The 16,253-nt window shown below is 37.5% G+C and carries 14 protein-coding genes; all 14 read left to right on the forward strand.

From position 1 onward, the window contains the following. Positions 1-186: 186 nt before the first annotated feature. The 14 genes from G6Q10_RS03415 (at position 187) to ruvB (ending at position 16,252) form a co-directional block, all read left to right on the forward strand. Positions 187-1,713 (forward strand): ABC transporter ATP-binding protein, encoded by a 1,527-nt coding sequence (locus G6Q10_RS03415; RefSeq protein WP_163655696.1) that lies wholly within the window; start codon positions 187-189, stop codon positions 1,711-1,713. A gap of 14 nt (positions 1,714-1,727) precedes the next feature. Further along, entirely contained in the window at positions 1,728-2,771 is a 1,044-nt protein-coding gene (locus G6Q10_RS03420; RefSeq protein ID WP_163655698.1) for an ABC transporter permease, read from the forward strand. Then, on the forward strand, positions 2,768-3,718 hold the full coding sequence (locus G6Q10_RS03425; protein ID WP_163652878.1) for an ABC transporter permease: 951 nt from the start codon (positions 2,768-2,770) through the stop codon (positions 3,716-3,718). Before G6Q10_RS03420 ends, G6Q10_RS03425 begins: the two co-directional genes overlap by 4 nt. A gap of 156 nt (positions 3,719-3,874) precedes the next feature. Further along, positions 3,875-5,158: an EF-P 5-aminopentanol modification-associated protein YfmF gene (gene yfmF, locus G6Q10_RS03430; protein WP_163652881.1), complete on the forward strand. Its 1,284-nt coding sequence runs from the start codon at positions 3,875-3,877 to the stop codon at positions 5,156-5,158. Next, positions 5,145-6,428: an EF-P 5-aminopentanol modification-associated protein YfmH gene (gene yfmH / locus G6Q10_RS03435; RefSeq protein ID WP_163652884.1), complete on the forward strand. Its 1,284-nt coding sequence runs from the start codon at positions 5,145-5,147 to the stop codon at positions 6,426-6,428. The genes yfmF and yfmH overlap by 14 nt, the downstream gene beginning before the upstream one ends. Positions 6,429-6,515: 87 nt before the next feature. Further along, on the forward strand, positions 6,516-7,247 hold the full coding sequence (gene ymfI / locus G6Q10_RS03440) for an elongation factor P 5-aminopentanone reductase (protein ID WP_370519505.1): 732 nt from the start codon (positions 6,516-6,518) through the stop codon (positions 7,245-7,247). Positions 7,248-7,286: 39 nt separating this feature from the next. Beyond that, on the forward strand, positions 7,287-8,225 hold the full coding sequence (locus G6Q10_RS03445) for a helix-turn-helix domain-containing protein (protein ID WP_163652887.1): 939 nt from the start codon (positions 7,287-7,289) through the stop codon (positions 8,223-8,225). 83 nt (positions 8,226-8,308) lie between these two features. Further along, positions 8,309-8,887, forward strand: a complete 579-nt coding sequence (gene pgsA / locus G6Q10_RS03450) for a CDP-diacylglycerol--glycerol-3-phosphate 3-phosphatidyltransferase (protein ID WP_163652890.1) — start codon at positions 8,309-8,311, stop codon at positions 8,885-8,887. Between the two features lie 82 nt (positions 8,888-8,969). Next, positions 8,970-10,220 carry a competence/damage-inducible protein A gene (locus tag G6Q10_RS03455; protein WP_163652892.1) on the forward strand — a complete coding sequence of 417 codons (1,251 nt, stop codon included), beginning with the start codon at positions 8,970-8,972 and terminating at the stop codon, positions 10,218-10,220. Between the two features lie 232 nt (positions 10,221-10,452). Continuing rightward, positions 10,453-11,496 (forward strand): recombinase RecA, encoded by a 1,044-nt coding sequence (gene recA / locus G6Q10_RS03460; protein ID WP_163652895.1) that lies wholly within the window; start codon positions 10,453-10,455, stop codon positions 11,494-11,496. 337 nt (positions 11,497-11,833) lie between these two features. Next, the gene (gene rny / locus G6Q10_RS03465) at positions 11,834-13,396 is read left to right on the forward strand and encodes a ribonuclease Y (protein WP_163652898.1); all 1,563 of its coding nucleotides are present in this window, start codon (positions 11,834-11,836) and stop codon (positions 13,394-13,396) included. A 183-nt stretch (positions 13,397-13,579) separates the two neighbouring features. Continuing rightward, a complete protein-coding gene (locus tag G6Q10_RS03470; protein ID WP_163652901.1) occupies positions 13,580-14,515 on the forward strand; it encodes an L-lactate dehydrogenase in 936 nt (311 codons plus the stop codon). 113 nt (positions 14,516-14,628) lie between these two features. Then, positions 14,629-15,228 carry a Holliday junction branch migration protein RuvA gene (ruvA, locus tag G6Q10_RS03475; protein ID WP_163652903.1) on the forward strand — a complete coding sequence of 200 codons (600 nt, stop codon included), beginning with the start codon at positions 14,629-14,631 and terminating at the stop codon, positions 15,226-15,228. Between the two features lie 16 nt (positions 15,229-15,244). Continuing rightward, positions 15,245-16,252, forward strand: a complete 1,008-nt coding sequence (gene ruvB / locus G6Q10_RS03480; protein WP_163652906.1) for a Holliday junction branch migration DNA helicase RuvB — start codon at positions 15,245-15,247, stop codon at positions 16,250-16,252. Position 16,253: the final 1 nt, after the last annotated feature.

Raw genomic sequence — 16,253 nt, forward strand, 5'->3', positions numbered from 1 at the left:
GTGTATTTAAGCACGACAATTGAGCGAAAATGTTCTAGAATCTTGTGCTTAACGCCGATTTATTTTGTTTATGTGCTCAAGCTCTTTTTTGGTTAAAAATGATTGCAAATCTTGCTCATTAGGAATAAACGCATTACATAAGAATGTGCGATGTTAATTGAAAACGGAATGGAAGGAAGTGCGAATGTGGCGTATGTTATTGAAATGTTAGGAATCAGGAAAGAGTTTTCAGGATTTGTAGCGAACGATAACATTACCTTACAGTTAAAGCAGGGAGAAATTCATGCTCTGTTAGGTGAAAATGGTGCAGGGAAATCAACGTTAATGAATGTACTTTTTGGCTTGCATGAACCAGATGGAGGAGAAATACGTGTTCGCGGAAAAGAGCAAAACATTAGTAGCCCAAATAAAGCAAACGAACTCGGTATTGGTATGGTTCATCAGCATTTTATGTTAGTTGATAAATTTACAGTAGCTGAAAATATAATTTTGGGAAAAGAGCCAAGTAAGCTTGGAATGATTGAAAAGAAAAAAGCGATCCAAGAAATAGAAGAAATTTCAGAACGTTACGGGTTGCGTGTAAATCCACATGCGAAGGTTCGCGATATTTCAATTGGCATGCAACAACGTGTCGAAATTCTTAAAACACTTTATCGGGGCGCTAATATTTTGATTTTTGATGAGCCAACAGCTGTCCTTACCCCACAAGAAATTAAAGAATTAACACAGATTATGCGAACGTTAATTAAAGAAGGAAAATCAATTATTTTAATTACACATAAACTAAAAGAAATTATGGACGTTTGTGATCGTGTCACTGTCATTCGCCGTGGGAAAAGTATGGGGACCGTGAAGGTCTCTGAAACCAACCCGCAAGAATTAGCGAATATGATGGTAGGGCGTGAAGTTATTTTTAAAACCGAAAAAAAGCCGAGTCTACCTGGAAGTGATGTCCTTGAAATTAAAGATCTAGTGGTAAAAGAAAGTCGGGGGATAGAAAGTGTACGTGGGCTTAATTTAACTGTTCGCTCAGGTGAGATTGTTGGAATTGCTGGTGTTGATGGAAATGGACAAAGCGAGTTAATCCAAGCAATTAGCGGTTTAACGAAAATAGCACATGGCTCGATTTCACTTAATGGAAGTTTTATTCATAACCGGAGACCTCGCAAAATTACTGAAGCTGGACTGGGCCATATTCCTGAAGATCGCCATAAACATGGATTAGTTCTTGAAATGACAATCGGTGAAAATATCGCGCTACAAACCTATTATAAAAGGCCGATTTCTAACGCTGGTTTTTTGAATCATCAAGCGATGTATGATTTTGCCCGAGAATTGATTAAAGAATATGATGTGCGCACAAGTAGTGAATATGTTGCAGCAAAATCCCTTTCTGGAGGGAATCAGCAAAAAGCTATTATTGCCCGAGAAATTAGTCGTAATCCTGACTTTTTAATTGCAGCTCAGCCAACACGTGGCCTTGATGTTGGTGCTATTGAATTTATCCATAGACGTTTAATTGAAGAACGTGATAAAGGAAAAGCAGTTTTGTTAATGAGCTTTGAACTAGATGAAATTATGAATGTGAGTGACCGAATTGCCGTCATTTATGAAGGTAAAATCGTTGCTATTGTGAAACCAGAAGAGACCACTGAACAAGAGCTAGGCCTACTCATGGCAGGAAGCAAAAAACGAACGGGGGCAGGATCATGACAAAGGTAAAATCAATGTTAAATGCACTCATTATTCCTGTAACAGCCGTTATTTTAGGCCTTATTTCCGGAGCGCTAATCATGCTGTTTTTCGGGTACGATCCGATTATAGGTTACAGTGCGCTTATGAATGGAATCATTGGCCAGCCATATTACATTGGGGAAACAATTCGGCAAGCTACACCTTATATTTTAGTCGGTTTATCCGTTGCAGTGGCTTTTAAAGCAGGTTTATTTAATATCGGAGCTGAAGGACAAATGCTTATGGGGTGGATTGGTTCAATTATTATGGCTGTTCATTTTGATGGTTTGACGAAATGGATTCACCTACCACTTGCTATTATTGTTGGTGCTTTATTTGGTGCTTTCTGGGCATTGATTCCAGGGGTTTTAAAAGCAACGCTTAAAGTTAATGAAGTAATTGTCACAATTATGCTAAACTATACAGCTCTTTATCTTTTTAATTATATCGTCCAAAACGTACTTACAAATCGATTAGATAAAACAGCTACGATTCATAATTCGGCATCACTTGCATCGGTCTTTTTACAAAAAGTAACCCAGTATTCAACGCTACACTGGGGGATTATGATTGCTATTGGTATGGCGATTATCATGTGGTTAGTATTAAATAAAACGACATTTGGTTATGAAATCGAAGCGGTTGGTTTCAATAAAAATGCCTCAAAATATGCAGGCATGAGTGTAAAAAAAACAATCATTACAGCAATGGTATTAGCAGGAACACTTGCTGGACTTGCTGGAGTGATGGAAGGCCTTGGTACATATGGAAATGCTTATATTTTGAATGCTTCTCCAGGTATCGGTTTTGATGGGATTGCGGTCGCCCTTCTTGGTGGAAGCTCACCGATTGGCATTATCTTCTCTGCGCTATTATTTGGCGCTCTTAAAATCGGTGCGCTAAATATGCCTGCTGTAGCTGGTGTTCCTAATGAGCTTGTTAATGTCATTATCGCGCTTATCATTTTCTTTGTTGCGTCAAGTTATATCATTAATTTTGTGAGGTCAAAATTAAGAAGGGGAGTGAAGGCGGAATGACAGCGATTTTTGCAACGATTGTTTCAAGTACGCTGCTTATGGCTGGGCCACTTATTTTTACAGCGCTTGGCGGCGTTTTTTCTGAGCGCGGAGGAATTGTAAATATCGGCCTTGAAGGCATGATGGTCATGGGGGCCTTTTCAGCCATCGTCTTTAATTTAACTTTTCAAAATGTGTTTGGTGCACTTACACCGTGGATTGCTCTTGTTGCAGCAATGCTTGTTGGTGGCGTTTTTTCACTGATTCATGCTGTTGCTACCATCAATTTCCGGGCAAATCATGTTATTAGTGGTGTAGCCATTAATTTTTTAGCAACGGGTTTGTCTCTTTTTTTAGTTAAAGTCATTTATGGTAAAGGGCAAACAAGTCAGATTTCCTATTATTTTGGAAAACCAGATATCTCACTATTTAAAGATATTCCCATTATTGGTGAAATTTTCTTCAGAAATGTACCAGTAATGAGTTATGTTGCCATTCTTTTTGCTATTTTGGCTTATGTGATTATTTATAAAACTCGTTTTGGGCTTCGATTACGCTCTGTCGGTGAACATCCACTAGCAGCAGATACAATGGGGATAAAAGTGCGCTTTATGAGATACCAAGGGGTTATTATATCCGGCATTTTAGGGGGTCTTGGCGGCGCGGTTTACGCTCAAAGTTTTACACTCGACTTTAGCCATGCAACGATTTCTGGCCAAGGATATATGGCACTTGCAGCCATGATTTTTGGGAAATGGAATCCACTTGGTGCGATGGGGGCTGCTATTTTCTTCGGATTTGCGCAGTGCTTGGCTGTAACAGGAGGCACATTGCCATTCTTTAAAGAGATTCCTGATGTTTACTTGCAAATTGTTCCTTATGTGCTGACGATTTTGGCACTAGTTGGCTTTATTGGTAAATCAGAGGCACCGAAAGCTGATGGCGTTAATTATATTAAAGGCAAATAAAACATGATTTTGGGCCATAAATAAAATAAATCGAATGAAAACGTGTCGTCGATTTATTTCGTTTATGGCCTAATTTTTGCGTATAAAAGGGTTCATAATTGTAGAATCCTAGCGTTTACGGTAAAATAACTGATGGATAGCTAGATAGAAAGGGGTATGACGATGCAAGTTTATCAAGAAAAAATTGGTGCTATAAACGTAAATTTACTTGAAACAGATAAATATAAGTCAAATCGAATCGTTTTTAAATTTAGGGCGCAATTAGAACGTGAAACTTTAACAAAGCGTTCTTTGCTTGCCATTTTATTTGAAACAAGCAACAAAAAATATCCGACACAAACGGCTTTTCGTAAAAAACTAGCTTATTTATATGGGGCTGATTTTTATACCTCCGTTGAAAAAAAAGGAAATGAACATATTTTAACTGTCATTTTAGACCTTGTGGACGGGAAATTAGTGGCAGAAGGAGACAAGCTTTTAGAAGCAGCCTTTGCTTTTTTAACGACTGTTTTCTTTGAACCTCTTGTCTTTGATTATGCTTTTGATGATGCGACACTGGAGGTTGAAAAAGCCAATCTAAGAAGCCGACTGGAAAGCATATTTGATGATAAAATTCGGTATGCAAATAAACGTTTAGTGGAAGAAATGTCTGCTGGAGATGTTTTCGCTTATTCAGCATTAGGCGTGTTAGCGGATATTGACTCAATTACTGCTGAATCACTTTATACATATTATCAACAGTTTTTAGCTGATGATATCATTGATGTCTTTATTTGTGGCGATATTTCACGTGATAAAATCATCCCATTAATTGAAAAACTCCCTTTTAAAAAGCGGAATGAACGAAAAGCAAATCTTTTGGCGTTTGAAGCACGTAGTCAGTCACAAGAAATTAATGAAATACAGCCAATTAATCAAGGGAAGCTTGTGATCGGATATGGTACAAATACTTTATTTGGCGATGATGACTTTGTGGCGATGCAATTAGCAAATGGGTTGCTTGGCCGCTATCCGAATTCCAAAATCTTTATTAATGTAAGAGAAAAAGAAAGCCTTGCTTATTATGCTTCAAGTGGCATTGATAGTTTTAAAGGCGTGATGTTAATTACTGCGGGAATTGATGAAAAAAATTATCAACAGGCACTAGCGATCATTGGTGAACAAGTAACAGCAATGAAAGAGGCGGACTTCACTGAAGAGGAGTTAGAGCAAACAAAACAAATGTATATTAACGAATTGCTAGAAACAGGTGATAACGTGCAAGGTTTAATCGAACTTCATTATAACAATGTATTGCGTGGGAAAGATTTAACCTTAGAAAATTGGATTGAACAAATTAAGCAAACGACGAAACAAGAAGTCGTCACGGCCATAAATAAGATCAAGCTAGATACCATTTATTTCTTGAGTAAAGGAGAAGCTATTCATGAAGAAAATTGATTTTAAAGAAGCTCGCGAAACGGTCTATCATGAAACGCTTGAAAACGGTCTAAAGGTCTTCTTGCTGCCTAAGACAGGGTTTAATAAGACGTATGCCATTTTTACAACTAATTATGGTTCGATCGATAATACATTTGTGCCTATTGGTGAAAATAAACTTACACATGTACCAGATGGGATTGCTCATTTTTTAGAACATAAACTATTTGAAAAAGAAGATGGCGATGTCTTTTTTAAATTTGGTGAAAAAGGGGCCTTTACAAATGCTTTCACTTCTTTTACAAGAACAGCTTATTTGTTTTCTAGCACATCAAATGTTTCAGAAAATCTAGAGATACTCATGGATTTTGTCCAAGAGCCCTATTTTACAGAGCAAACGGTTGAAAAAGAAAAAGGAATTATTGGGCAAGAAATCCAAATGTATGATGATGATGCGGATTTTCGTGTTTATTTTGGAGCGATTGAAAACATGTATCACCATCATCCGGTAAAAATTGATATTGCTGGTACAGTAGAATCCATTGCTGAAATTGATAAAGATTTGCTTTATCTTTGCTACAATACATTTTATCATCCAAGTAATATGGTTTTATTCGTTGTTGGGAATTTAGAACCTGAAGAGATGATGGAACAAATTCGTCGTAATCAAGCTCAAAAAACATTTCCAGAAGCAAAACCAGTTAAGCGATCTTTTAAAGAAGAGCCAGCTGAAGTAGCAACAAAAATGCGTAAAATCAAGCTTCCTGTACAAATTGCTAAAAATCTTGTAGGCATTAAAGAAGATATTGGTAAACTATCCGGAATGGACGCTGTAAAACATGAGATGAAAGCTAAAATCGCTTTAGAGTTGCTATTTGGGGCAACGAGCGATGCTTATCTAACGCTTTATAATGAAGGCGTCATTGATGATACATTTGGTTTTGATTATTCACTACAAGATAGCTTTTCTTTTGTGCTTATTGGTGGCGATGCAAAAGATCCAGATGAACAAGCAAAACAAATTGTAAACGTGTTTTTTGATACCGCGAAACATGGTGTCAGCGAAGAGGCGCTGGAACTTGTGAAACGGAAAAAAATTGGCCAATTTTTGCGTTCGCTTAATTCACATGAGTTTATTGCTCAAATGTTTAGTCATTATATCTTTGAAGAGGCTTCTTTGTTTGATATCCAAGGAGCGATTTACGCGATTACAAAACAAGATATTGACCAATTTTTACAGCATTTAGCTGATGAAAATCGTTTTACTACTTTCCAAATTTTACCCGAGTAAAATGATTTTTAGGAAATCTTAGTGAAAAAATGGTTTTTTTTTTCAAGTCATGCTATCATGAAGTAAATGGATATAAGGAGTTTTTGATTGGATTTGGGACGTTTTAATTGTTTGATTATCGGTGCAAGTGGCGATATTGGCACAGCAATTTCATTAAAGCTTGCCAAACGCGGTTATAACCTTTACTTACAATATAATAAAGGTGAAAAAGCGATTTCTTCTTTACTTAAGGAGCTTGCCCTTTTTCCGGGAGAATATATTCCAATCCAAGCTGATTTAAATGAGCACCAAAGTGTGACGACAATCAGCGAAAGTATATTCCAGCTTGATATGATGATTTATGCTGCTGGAAATACTGTTTATAAGCTTTTAACAGATACAACAGACGACGAAATGAGTCAGCTTTGGAATGTTCATTTATACGCGATGATGCGCTTAGTACGTGATCTTTCACCGAAGATTACAAAGTCAGAACAAGGTCGCATTATATTGATTAGTTCGATTTGGGGAGAAATGGGTGCTGTCATGGAGTCGGTTTATTCCGCTGTTAAAGGCGGACAGATTACTTTTTCCAAAGCACTTAGCAAAGAACTAGCCTATAGTGGAACGACCGTGAACTGTATTACGCCAGGTGCTGTTGATACAAAAATGATGGATTTTTTTAATAGAGATGAAAAAGAAGCTACGGAAAGCGAGATCCCATTTGGTAGAATGGCGACCACCGATGAAGTAGCAAATGCGGTTTTGTTTTTAGTTAGTGAAAATGCAAGCTACATTACTGGCCAAACGCTTGGGATAAATGGCGGTTGGCATATGTAGTTTTTAAAAAGAAAATAACTTATTGGCAGGTGTTTAATATTGACTGAATTAGGCGATAAACTGAAGGCAGCACGTACGGAAAAAGGACTCAGTTTAGACGATCTACAACAAGTAACAAAAATACAAAAGCGTTATTTAGAAGCAATTGAACAAGGGAATTACTCAGTGATGCCGGGGAAGTTTTATGCAAGAGCTTTTATTAAACAATATGCTGAAGCAGTGGATTTAGATAGTGAAGCTTTGTTTAATGAATTTGAAACAGAAGTCCCTAAAACACAGCAAGAGGGCCCCGAACAAGAACAAAGGCGCGCTCGAAAAAAAGCGTCCTCACTTGCAGCTCATTCGGTCGGAGGAAGTGGTCATGGGCGTCATCGTTTGTTTGATATTTTACCTAAAGTTTTGATTGTGCTCTTTATCCTTTTTATTCTCTTTATTATTTGGTATTTTGTTTTTGCAAGTGGCGGTTCAAATGATAGTGCGACGAAAAACAAAAATAGCGATTCCAAAGTAAATCTCCAAGATGATACCAACTCGTCTTCCACCAAGAAATCAAACAGTAAGTCTGACGAAGAAAAGAAAAAAGCTGATAAAGACAAAAAAGAAGATGAAGAAAAGAAAAAAGAATCCGACAAAAAAACAGAAATTACTAAAGGCGAAACATCAGGTAACACCACAACGTATACTGTCAAAAACGCTGATAAATTAAGTGTTCAGGTCAGTGCAGAGGACGCAGCTTCGTGGATAGGTATTTCTGGAAAAAGTGGAAATAGCCTTTATAATAAAACGTTGAATGCTGGTGATAGCTCTGGATCAATTGATGCCGGTAGCGAATCCACCATATCTATTGTTATTGGGAATGCGCCTGCTACAACAGTAAAAATTAACGACGAAAAAATCGAGCTTGACTCATCACCTGTTAAACAAGTCCTAACGATTAACCTTGAAAAGGATGAAGATACATCTTCTGATACTAACTAAATAATGTGATAAGCATGGAGTAGAGAACGTAAATCCTTATGATCTTCTACTTCATGCTTTAGTACATAAAAGGAGCGAAAAAAATGAATTTACCTAATAAGCTTACTGTAGCGCGTATAATTTTAATCCCTATTTTTGTTATTTTGTGTGTTGTTCCATTTCATTTTGGAAGTATTTCATGGCTTGGTTCCACTATCCGGGTGACGAGTTTAATCGCAACGCTTATTTTTATTATAGCTGCTCTTACTGACTGGTTTGATGGTCATCTGGCTAGGAAGTATCATCTAATTACAAATTTTGGGAAATTTGCTGATCCAATGGCTGATAAATTACTTGTGACTGCGGCTTTTATTGTTTTAGTTGAAATGCAGATTGCACCGGCTTGGGTCATCATTTTAATTATTAGTCGTGAACTAGCTGTTACTGGACTTCGATTGCTCTTGGTTGAGGCTGGAGAAGTGATGGCAGCAGGTCAACTTGGTAAGATTAAAACATTTACACAAATGATTGCTATTCCATTAATGTTACTTAATAATTTTCCATTTGCTTGGAGTGGTATTCGTGTAGATTTAATTTTCTTATACGTTTGTGCCTTTTTTGCGGTTTGGTCCGGTATTGATTATTTTTATAGAAATCGTGGTATTTTTAAGGGATCCATGTAAGTTTAAACGATAACAAGCGCACGTATTCTTTCATTTCATCGTGCGCTTGTTTTTTACTAGAACTGAAAGGGCGCGTTATGTCATGAAAAAAGCAGAAATCATTGCTGTTGGAACTGAACTTCTTCTTGGACAAATCATCAATTCAAACGCCACTTTTTTAGCAAAAGAACTTGCTGGATTAGGGGTTTATACGTATTATCAGACCGTTGTAGGAGATAATCGTGAACGACTTTTAGAAGTAATTAAAGTTGCAGAATCAAGAAGCGATTTTCTTATTTTTACTGGAGGACTTGGACCAACAGAAGACGATATCACAAAGCAAGTTTTAGCTGAATATCTCGGTAAAAGTCTTATCATCGATGCAGAACACCTCCAAAAAATAGCGCATTACTTTACAGCCAATAAGCGCAAAATGACACAAAACAATCAGTTGCAAGCGTTGGTTATTCAAGGCGCACAAGTTTTAAAAAATGATGTCGGTTTTGCTGCTGGCATGTATTTGACTGAGAATAAACATGCTTATTTCTTACTTCCAGGTCCACCTTCTGAAATGCAGCCAATGTTTACAAACTATGCGAAACCGATTATCCTCGGGCTAAATGATGAAATGGTTCATTTAGAATCACGTATACTGCATTTTTTTGGGATAGGGGAATCGAAGCTAGCCGATGATTTAAGCGATTTAATTTCCAAACAAAGGAATCCAACAATTGCGACATATGCTAGTCAAGATGAAGTAGAAATCAGAATTACTGCTACTGCCAATACGAAAGAAGAAGCTTTGCAATTATTAGATGAGACTGAATTGAAGATACTTAAAAAAGAAAGGACTTATTTTTATGGCTACGGAAATACGTCATTAAAAGAAGTCGTTTCTAAAGAATTGTTAGAAAAAAAGATAACGATTTCAGCTGCTGAAAGTTTAACTGCTGGATTGTTTCAAGCAGAACTTGCCAGCATTCCCGGTATTTCAAAAATTTTTGCAGGTGGCATGGTAACTTATAGCGAAGAGATAAAGCACCATTTGTTAAAGGTTAGGCAAGATGTGATTGAGCAAGAAGGTGTTGTTAGTGCAGCTTGTGCTAAAGAGATGGCCGATCATATACGTTTAGCTTGTCAAACTGAAATGGGGATTAGTTTTACTGGTGCTGTCGGTCCAGATGGTCTCGGAGGGCATCCTGCTGGCACAGTTTGGATTGGGTTAAGTGTGAGTGGTTTTGAAACAACGGCCTATTTATTTAAATTTGGAAAAGATCGTAATATGAATCGTCGAAAAGCAGTAAAACAAGGGTTTCAAGTGATTCGTAATTTTTTAGATAAACTTAAGGATTAAAAAGAGATAAAACCGAATGAACACGCCATATTTTCCAAGAAAAAATAAATAGACGGACGATGGATTTCAAGCTATAATATTAGCTACAGAAGCGCTCTGTTTCATGTAAATAAAAAAAGCGAACGTTTATTCGCTTTTTGCTTGCTTATCATATTAAAATAAGATATAGTAGTTCTAGGAATTATGGAAGTGAGAAATAAAGACTTTTCCAGAATAAGAAGGAGGCAATATTGTGAATGATCGTCAAGCGGCTTTAGAACAAGCATTAAAATCTATCGAAAAACAATTTGGTAAAGGTTCCATTATGAAACTTGGGGAGCATACTGATCAAAATATATCTACGGTATCAAGTGGATCGCTAGCATTAGATATTGCACTTGGTGTGGGTGGTTATCCACGCGGAAGAATTGTTGAAATTTACGGCCCAGAGAGTTCTGGTAAAACAACAGTAGCGCTACATGCTATTGCAGAAGTTCAAGCACAAGGCGGGACTGCAGCATTTATTGATGCTGAACACGCACTTGACCCAACATATGCTAAAAATTTGGGCGTAAATATTGATGAATTGCTTCTTTCTCAACCAGATACAGGTGAGCAAGCTCTTGAAATTGCTGAAGCGCTTGTCCGTAGTGGTGCAGTAGATATTTTGATTATCGATTCGGTAGCAGCGCTTGTTCCTCGTGCTGAAATTGAAGGCGAAATGGGTGATGCACACGTAGGTTTACAAGCCCGTTTAATGTCTCAAGCATTGCGTAAGCTTTCAGGTGTTATTAACAAATCCAAGACCATTGCCGTTTTCATCAACCAAATCCGTGAAAAAGTTGGCGTTATGTTTGGAAACCCAGAAACAACACCAGGCGGAAGAGCATTGAAATTTTATTCAACAGTGCGTTTAGAAGTCAGACGAGCAGAACAATTAAAACAAGGAACAGAAGTCATTGGGAATAAAACCAAGATAAAAGTAGTCAAAAACAAAGTAGCACCTCCATTTAGAGTCGCAGAAGTGGATATTATGTACGGAGAAGGAATCTCGCGTGAAGGTGAACTTGTTGATATGGCTTCAGAAGTAGATGTTATTAACAAGAGCGGCTCGTGGTATTCCTATAATGAAGAGCGAATTGGTCAAGGACGTGAGAATGCTAAACAATATCTCAGAGAAAATTCAACGATTCGTGACGAGATTTCAAAACGAGTTCGTGAAGAATATGAGATCGATATAGCAAAAGATGTGAATGAAGAGTCAGACGATGAATTTAAGTTACTTGAAGATGAATAATATAAGGTTAAGGGATAGGTTCTTCCAGTAAAGAACCTATCCCTTATTTTTAGTACATTTATTGTTCATTTATGCAAAAATGTAATCGCTTACCCTATATTTATAAAATAATTTAGATTTTGCTCATTCTTTGTTACCCTTTCCTTGACAATGTCAGTTTTGATCTATAGAATTAAATTGTATATTTTACATCGTTATAGAACTAGGTATTTTATCAGTTGTATAGCGTACGTTGGGGAATCCCCTAATGAATGATGAAAAATACACTTGTGCCGAATTTTGTTTTCGGCTACCGACATAATCATAACGAAAATTGAATAGCAAAGGAGGTGTAAGGATGACAATTGCAATCATAATCATCTCCAGCTTGCTTTTCTTAATCGTCGGTTTAGTTGTGGGCTCACTTGTTAATAAATCAAGTACACAAAAGAGACTTGTTGCTGCACGTGGCACTGCTGAATTAATTGTTGAAGATGCGAAGAAGGAAGCAGAAACAACAAAAAAAGAAGCGCTGCTAGAAGCAAAGGAAGAGAGCCATAAGTTACGTACTGAAATCGAAAATGAACTTCGTGGGCGAAGAGTCGAATTACAAAAATCAGAAAATCGCTTATTGCAAAGGGAGGAAAACCTCGACAGGAAAGATACTTCTTTGAGTAAACGAGAAGCTACACTTGAGAAAAAAGAGGAGAATATCAGTAAACGGCAACAACATATTGAAGAGAAGGAAAGCAAAATTGATGAGATGATGCAAAATAGGCAAGCTGAACTAGAGCGAATTTCTGCACTTTCAAAAGATGAAGCTAAACATATCATCCTTAACCAAGTAGAAGAAGAATTGTCCCATGACACTGCTATTATGGTAAAAGAGGCAGAAAATAGAGCCAAAGAAGAGGCTGATAAAAAGGCAAAGAATATTTTGTCACTTGCCATCCAGCGCTCTGCAGCTGACTATGTTGCTGAAACAACCGTATCTGTTGTTTCATTACCAAATGACGAAATGAAGGGTAGAATAATTGGACGTGAAGGACGGAATATTCGGACACTCGAGACATTAACTGGCATTGATTTAATCATTGATGATACACCCGAAGCAGTTATTTTATCAGGATTCGATCCTGTTCGTCGTGAAATTGCACGGATTGCTCTTGAAAAACTTGTTCAAGATGGGCGTATCCATCCAGCTCGAATTGAAGAGATGGTAGATAAGGCACGCAAAGAAGTTGATGAACATATTCGTGAGGTTGGTGAACAAGCAACCTTTGAAGTGGGTATTCATTCTATTCATCCTGATCTGATTAAGATTCTAGGACGTTTGCGTTACCGTACAAGCTATGGACAAAATGTACTTAATCACTCATTAGAAGTTGCAAACTTAGCTGGTATTTTAGCAGGAGAACTTGGCGAAGATGTGACACTTGCTAAACGTGCAGGTCTTTTACATGATATTGGTAAAGCAATTGATCATGAAATTGAAGGTAGTCACGTTGAAATTGGCGTTGAGCTTGCAACAAAATATAAAGAAAATGAAGTGGTTATAAATAGTATTGCTTCACATCATGGTGACACGGATCCAACATCGATTATTGCCGTGTTAGTAGCTGCTGCAGATGCACTTTCTGCTGCAAGACCAGGTGCTCGTAGTGAAACGCTTGAAAACTACATTCGTCGTCTTGAAAAATTAGAAGAGATCTCTGAATCCTATGAAGGTGTTGAGAAATCTTATGCTATCCAAGCGGGGCGTGAGGTACGTATCATGGTAGAACCTGAAGCGATTGACGACCTTGCTTCCTATCGATTAGCGCGCGATATCAGGAAACGAATTGAAGAAGAACTTGATTACCCTGGGCATATCAAGGTAACCGTGATTCGTGAAACACGGGCTGTAGAATATGCAAAATAAGAATATCAAACACACATTCTATTTTTAGAGTGTGTGTTTTCATGTTGTAGAAAACTTGTTTATGGAGATAAGTATTATTTTCCTTCTCCGACAGACATTCGAACAGTATGACAAGAAACACTTGCTTCAATCCAACTTTTTTGTGTAGAATAGACAAGACATAAGAATGGAAGGAAGTTTTAAATGAAACCACGTAAAGTAATGATCATTGGCGCTGGGAACGTAGGTTCAGCAGCAGCTCATGCTTTTATTAATCAAAAATTTATTGAAGAATTAATTTTAGTCGATTTGAATGAGGAACGTGTGATGGGGCATCGTAAAGATTTAGCCGATGCAGCTGCATTTATGCCTGGAAAACTTGATATTTCCGTACGCGCTGCAAGTGACTGCAAAGATGTTGATATTGCGGTTATTACGGTAACAGCAGGTCCACTAAAAGTTGGTCAAACACGTCTTGATGAACTTAAATCTACTTCAAATATTGTTGCCAAAATTATTCCAGAAATGATGAAAGGTGGCTTTAATGGCATTTTTTTAATTGCAACCAATCCATGTGATATTATTACATATCAAGTTTGGAAATTATCTGGCTTACCTAAAGAGCGCGTCATAGGGACTGGTGTCTGGCTTGATACAACTCGTTTACGCCGCATTCTAGCCGAAGAGCTTGATATTGCAGCACAAAGTATCGATGCTTTTATTTTAGGAGAGCACGGGGATTCTCAGTTTCCCGTTTGGTCGCACTCTTCTATCTACGGGAAATCACTTAATGATTATAGTAAAGCAAAACTTGGTGCTCCATTCGATTTAAAAGCAATTGGTGAGAAAGCAAAAAATATGGGATTTGAAATTTATCACCAAAAAGGGTGTACTGAATACGGAATTGGTGGGACAATCGTTGAAATTTGCCACCATATTTTTAGTGGAAGTCAGCGTGCGTTAACGGTTTCTTGCATTCTTTCTGGAGAATATGGTGAAGATGGAATTGCGATAGGTGTCCCAGCTATCCTCACCCAAGATGGTGTGAAAGAAATTATTGAGCTTGAATTGAATGCGTCAGAAAAACAAGCTTTTACCGATTCAGCTCATGTTATTAAAGGGTATATTCAAGCTTTATAATTAGCGATAATAGTATTATGTAAACTAAGATCCCTTAACCTTTTCCATAGCACAAACGTTCGTTTTTATGCTATCATAAATAATAGAGTGTTTGAAAAGAGAGGACGAACTTGATGTATGATTATATAAAAGGTGAAATCACTGAGATTACACCACAAAATATTGTAATTGAAGCAGGACAAATTGGTTATTCAGTTATTACTGGAAATCCATTTTCATTCCAAGTTAATAAGGAAATCATTAAAATTTATTTATATCAAAATGTACGCGAAGATAGCATCACATTATATGGCTTTAAGACAATTGATGAACGCTCATTATTTAAAAAATTACTTAGCGTTTCAGGAATTGGTCCAAAAAGCGCTTTAGCCATTGTTGCAGCTTCTGATGTGAAACAATTAATTACCGCAGTTGAAGCAGAAAATGATGTTTATTTAACTAAATTTCCAAGCGTTGGTAAAAAAACCGCACGCCAAATTATTTTGGATTTAAAAGGAAAGTTAGGAGATATCGTGGTCGATGAAATGACTACAGCGCATACTAAAGCGGAGATAACTGATGGATTAACACCAGAGCTTGAAGAAGCGATTTTAGCACTTGAAGCTCTTGGTTATAGCCCGCGTGAATTGAAGAAAGTATTATCTAAACTAAGTGAAAAGGCGTTGTCAAGTGACGAGTATATTAAATTAGCCTTGAAGTTGATGACAAAGTAAGAGGGAGGAACGTGGTATGGATGAACGAATTGTTTCCGGCGAAAACGTTAATCAGGAAGAAGTATTCTTTGAAACGAGTTTGCGTCCACAATTTCTTTCTGAATATATTGGACAAGAAAAAGTAAAACATAACTTAGCGATCTTTATTGAAGCAGCAAAAATGCGGGAAGAATCACTTGATCATGTGCTTCTTTACGGGCCTCCTGGTCTTGGAAAAACGACGCTTGCGATGGTTATAGCTAAGGAAATGGGTTCTGAGATTAAAACAACGAGTGGTCCTGCCATTGAACGTCCAGGCGATTTAGCAACCATCTTAACCTCACTTGAAGCTGGTGATGTGCTTTTTATTGATGAAATCCACCGGTTAACAAAATCTGTTGAAGAAATTTTATATCCAGCAATGGAAGATTACTGCCTTGATATCGTGATTGGAAATGGTCCAACTGCGCGCTCTGTTCGCCTTGATTTGCCACCATTCACTCTCGTTGGTGCTACTACACGAGCAGGTCAATTATCTGCTCCACTACGTGACAGATTTGGTGTGGTTGATCATTTAGAATTTTATAATGAAACGGAGCTTCAAAATATTGTTTTAAGAACGGCAGCGATTTTAAATACCGAAATTAATTCAGATGGTGCACTTGAAATTGCTAGACGCTCACGCGGGACCCCAAGGATTGCGAATCGTTTACTTAAACGGGTGCGTGATTTTGCCCAAGTAAAAGGAAATGGTCTTGTTTCTTTTGAGATGGCGCGCGAGGCGTTAACCTTGTTACAAGTCGATCCAAGAGGTCTCGATACGATTGATCAAAAATTATTAAAAACAATTATCCAAGCTTTTCGCGGTGGGCCTGTTGGACTGGATACAATTTCTGCAAGCATCGGTGAAGAACGTGAAACCATTGAAGATATGCACGAACCATATCTTCTCCAAATTGGATTTTTACAACGGACACCTCGCGGGCGGCTCGCTACAGATGCTGCATACAAGCATCTTGGAATTCCAAATGAAAAAGGTGTTTAAT

The sequence above is a fragment of the Listeria sp. PSOL-1 genome, from assembly GCF_902806445.1.
Lineage (GTDB): Bacteria > Bacillota > Bacilli > Lactobacillales > Listeriaceae > Listeria.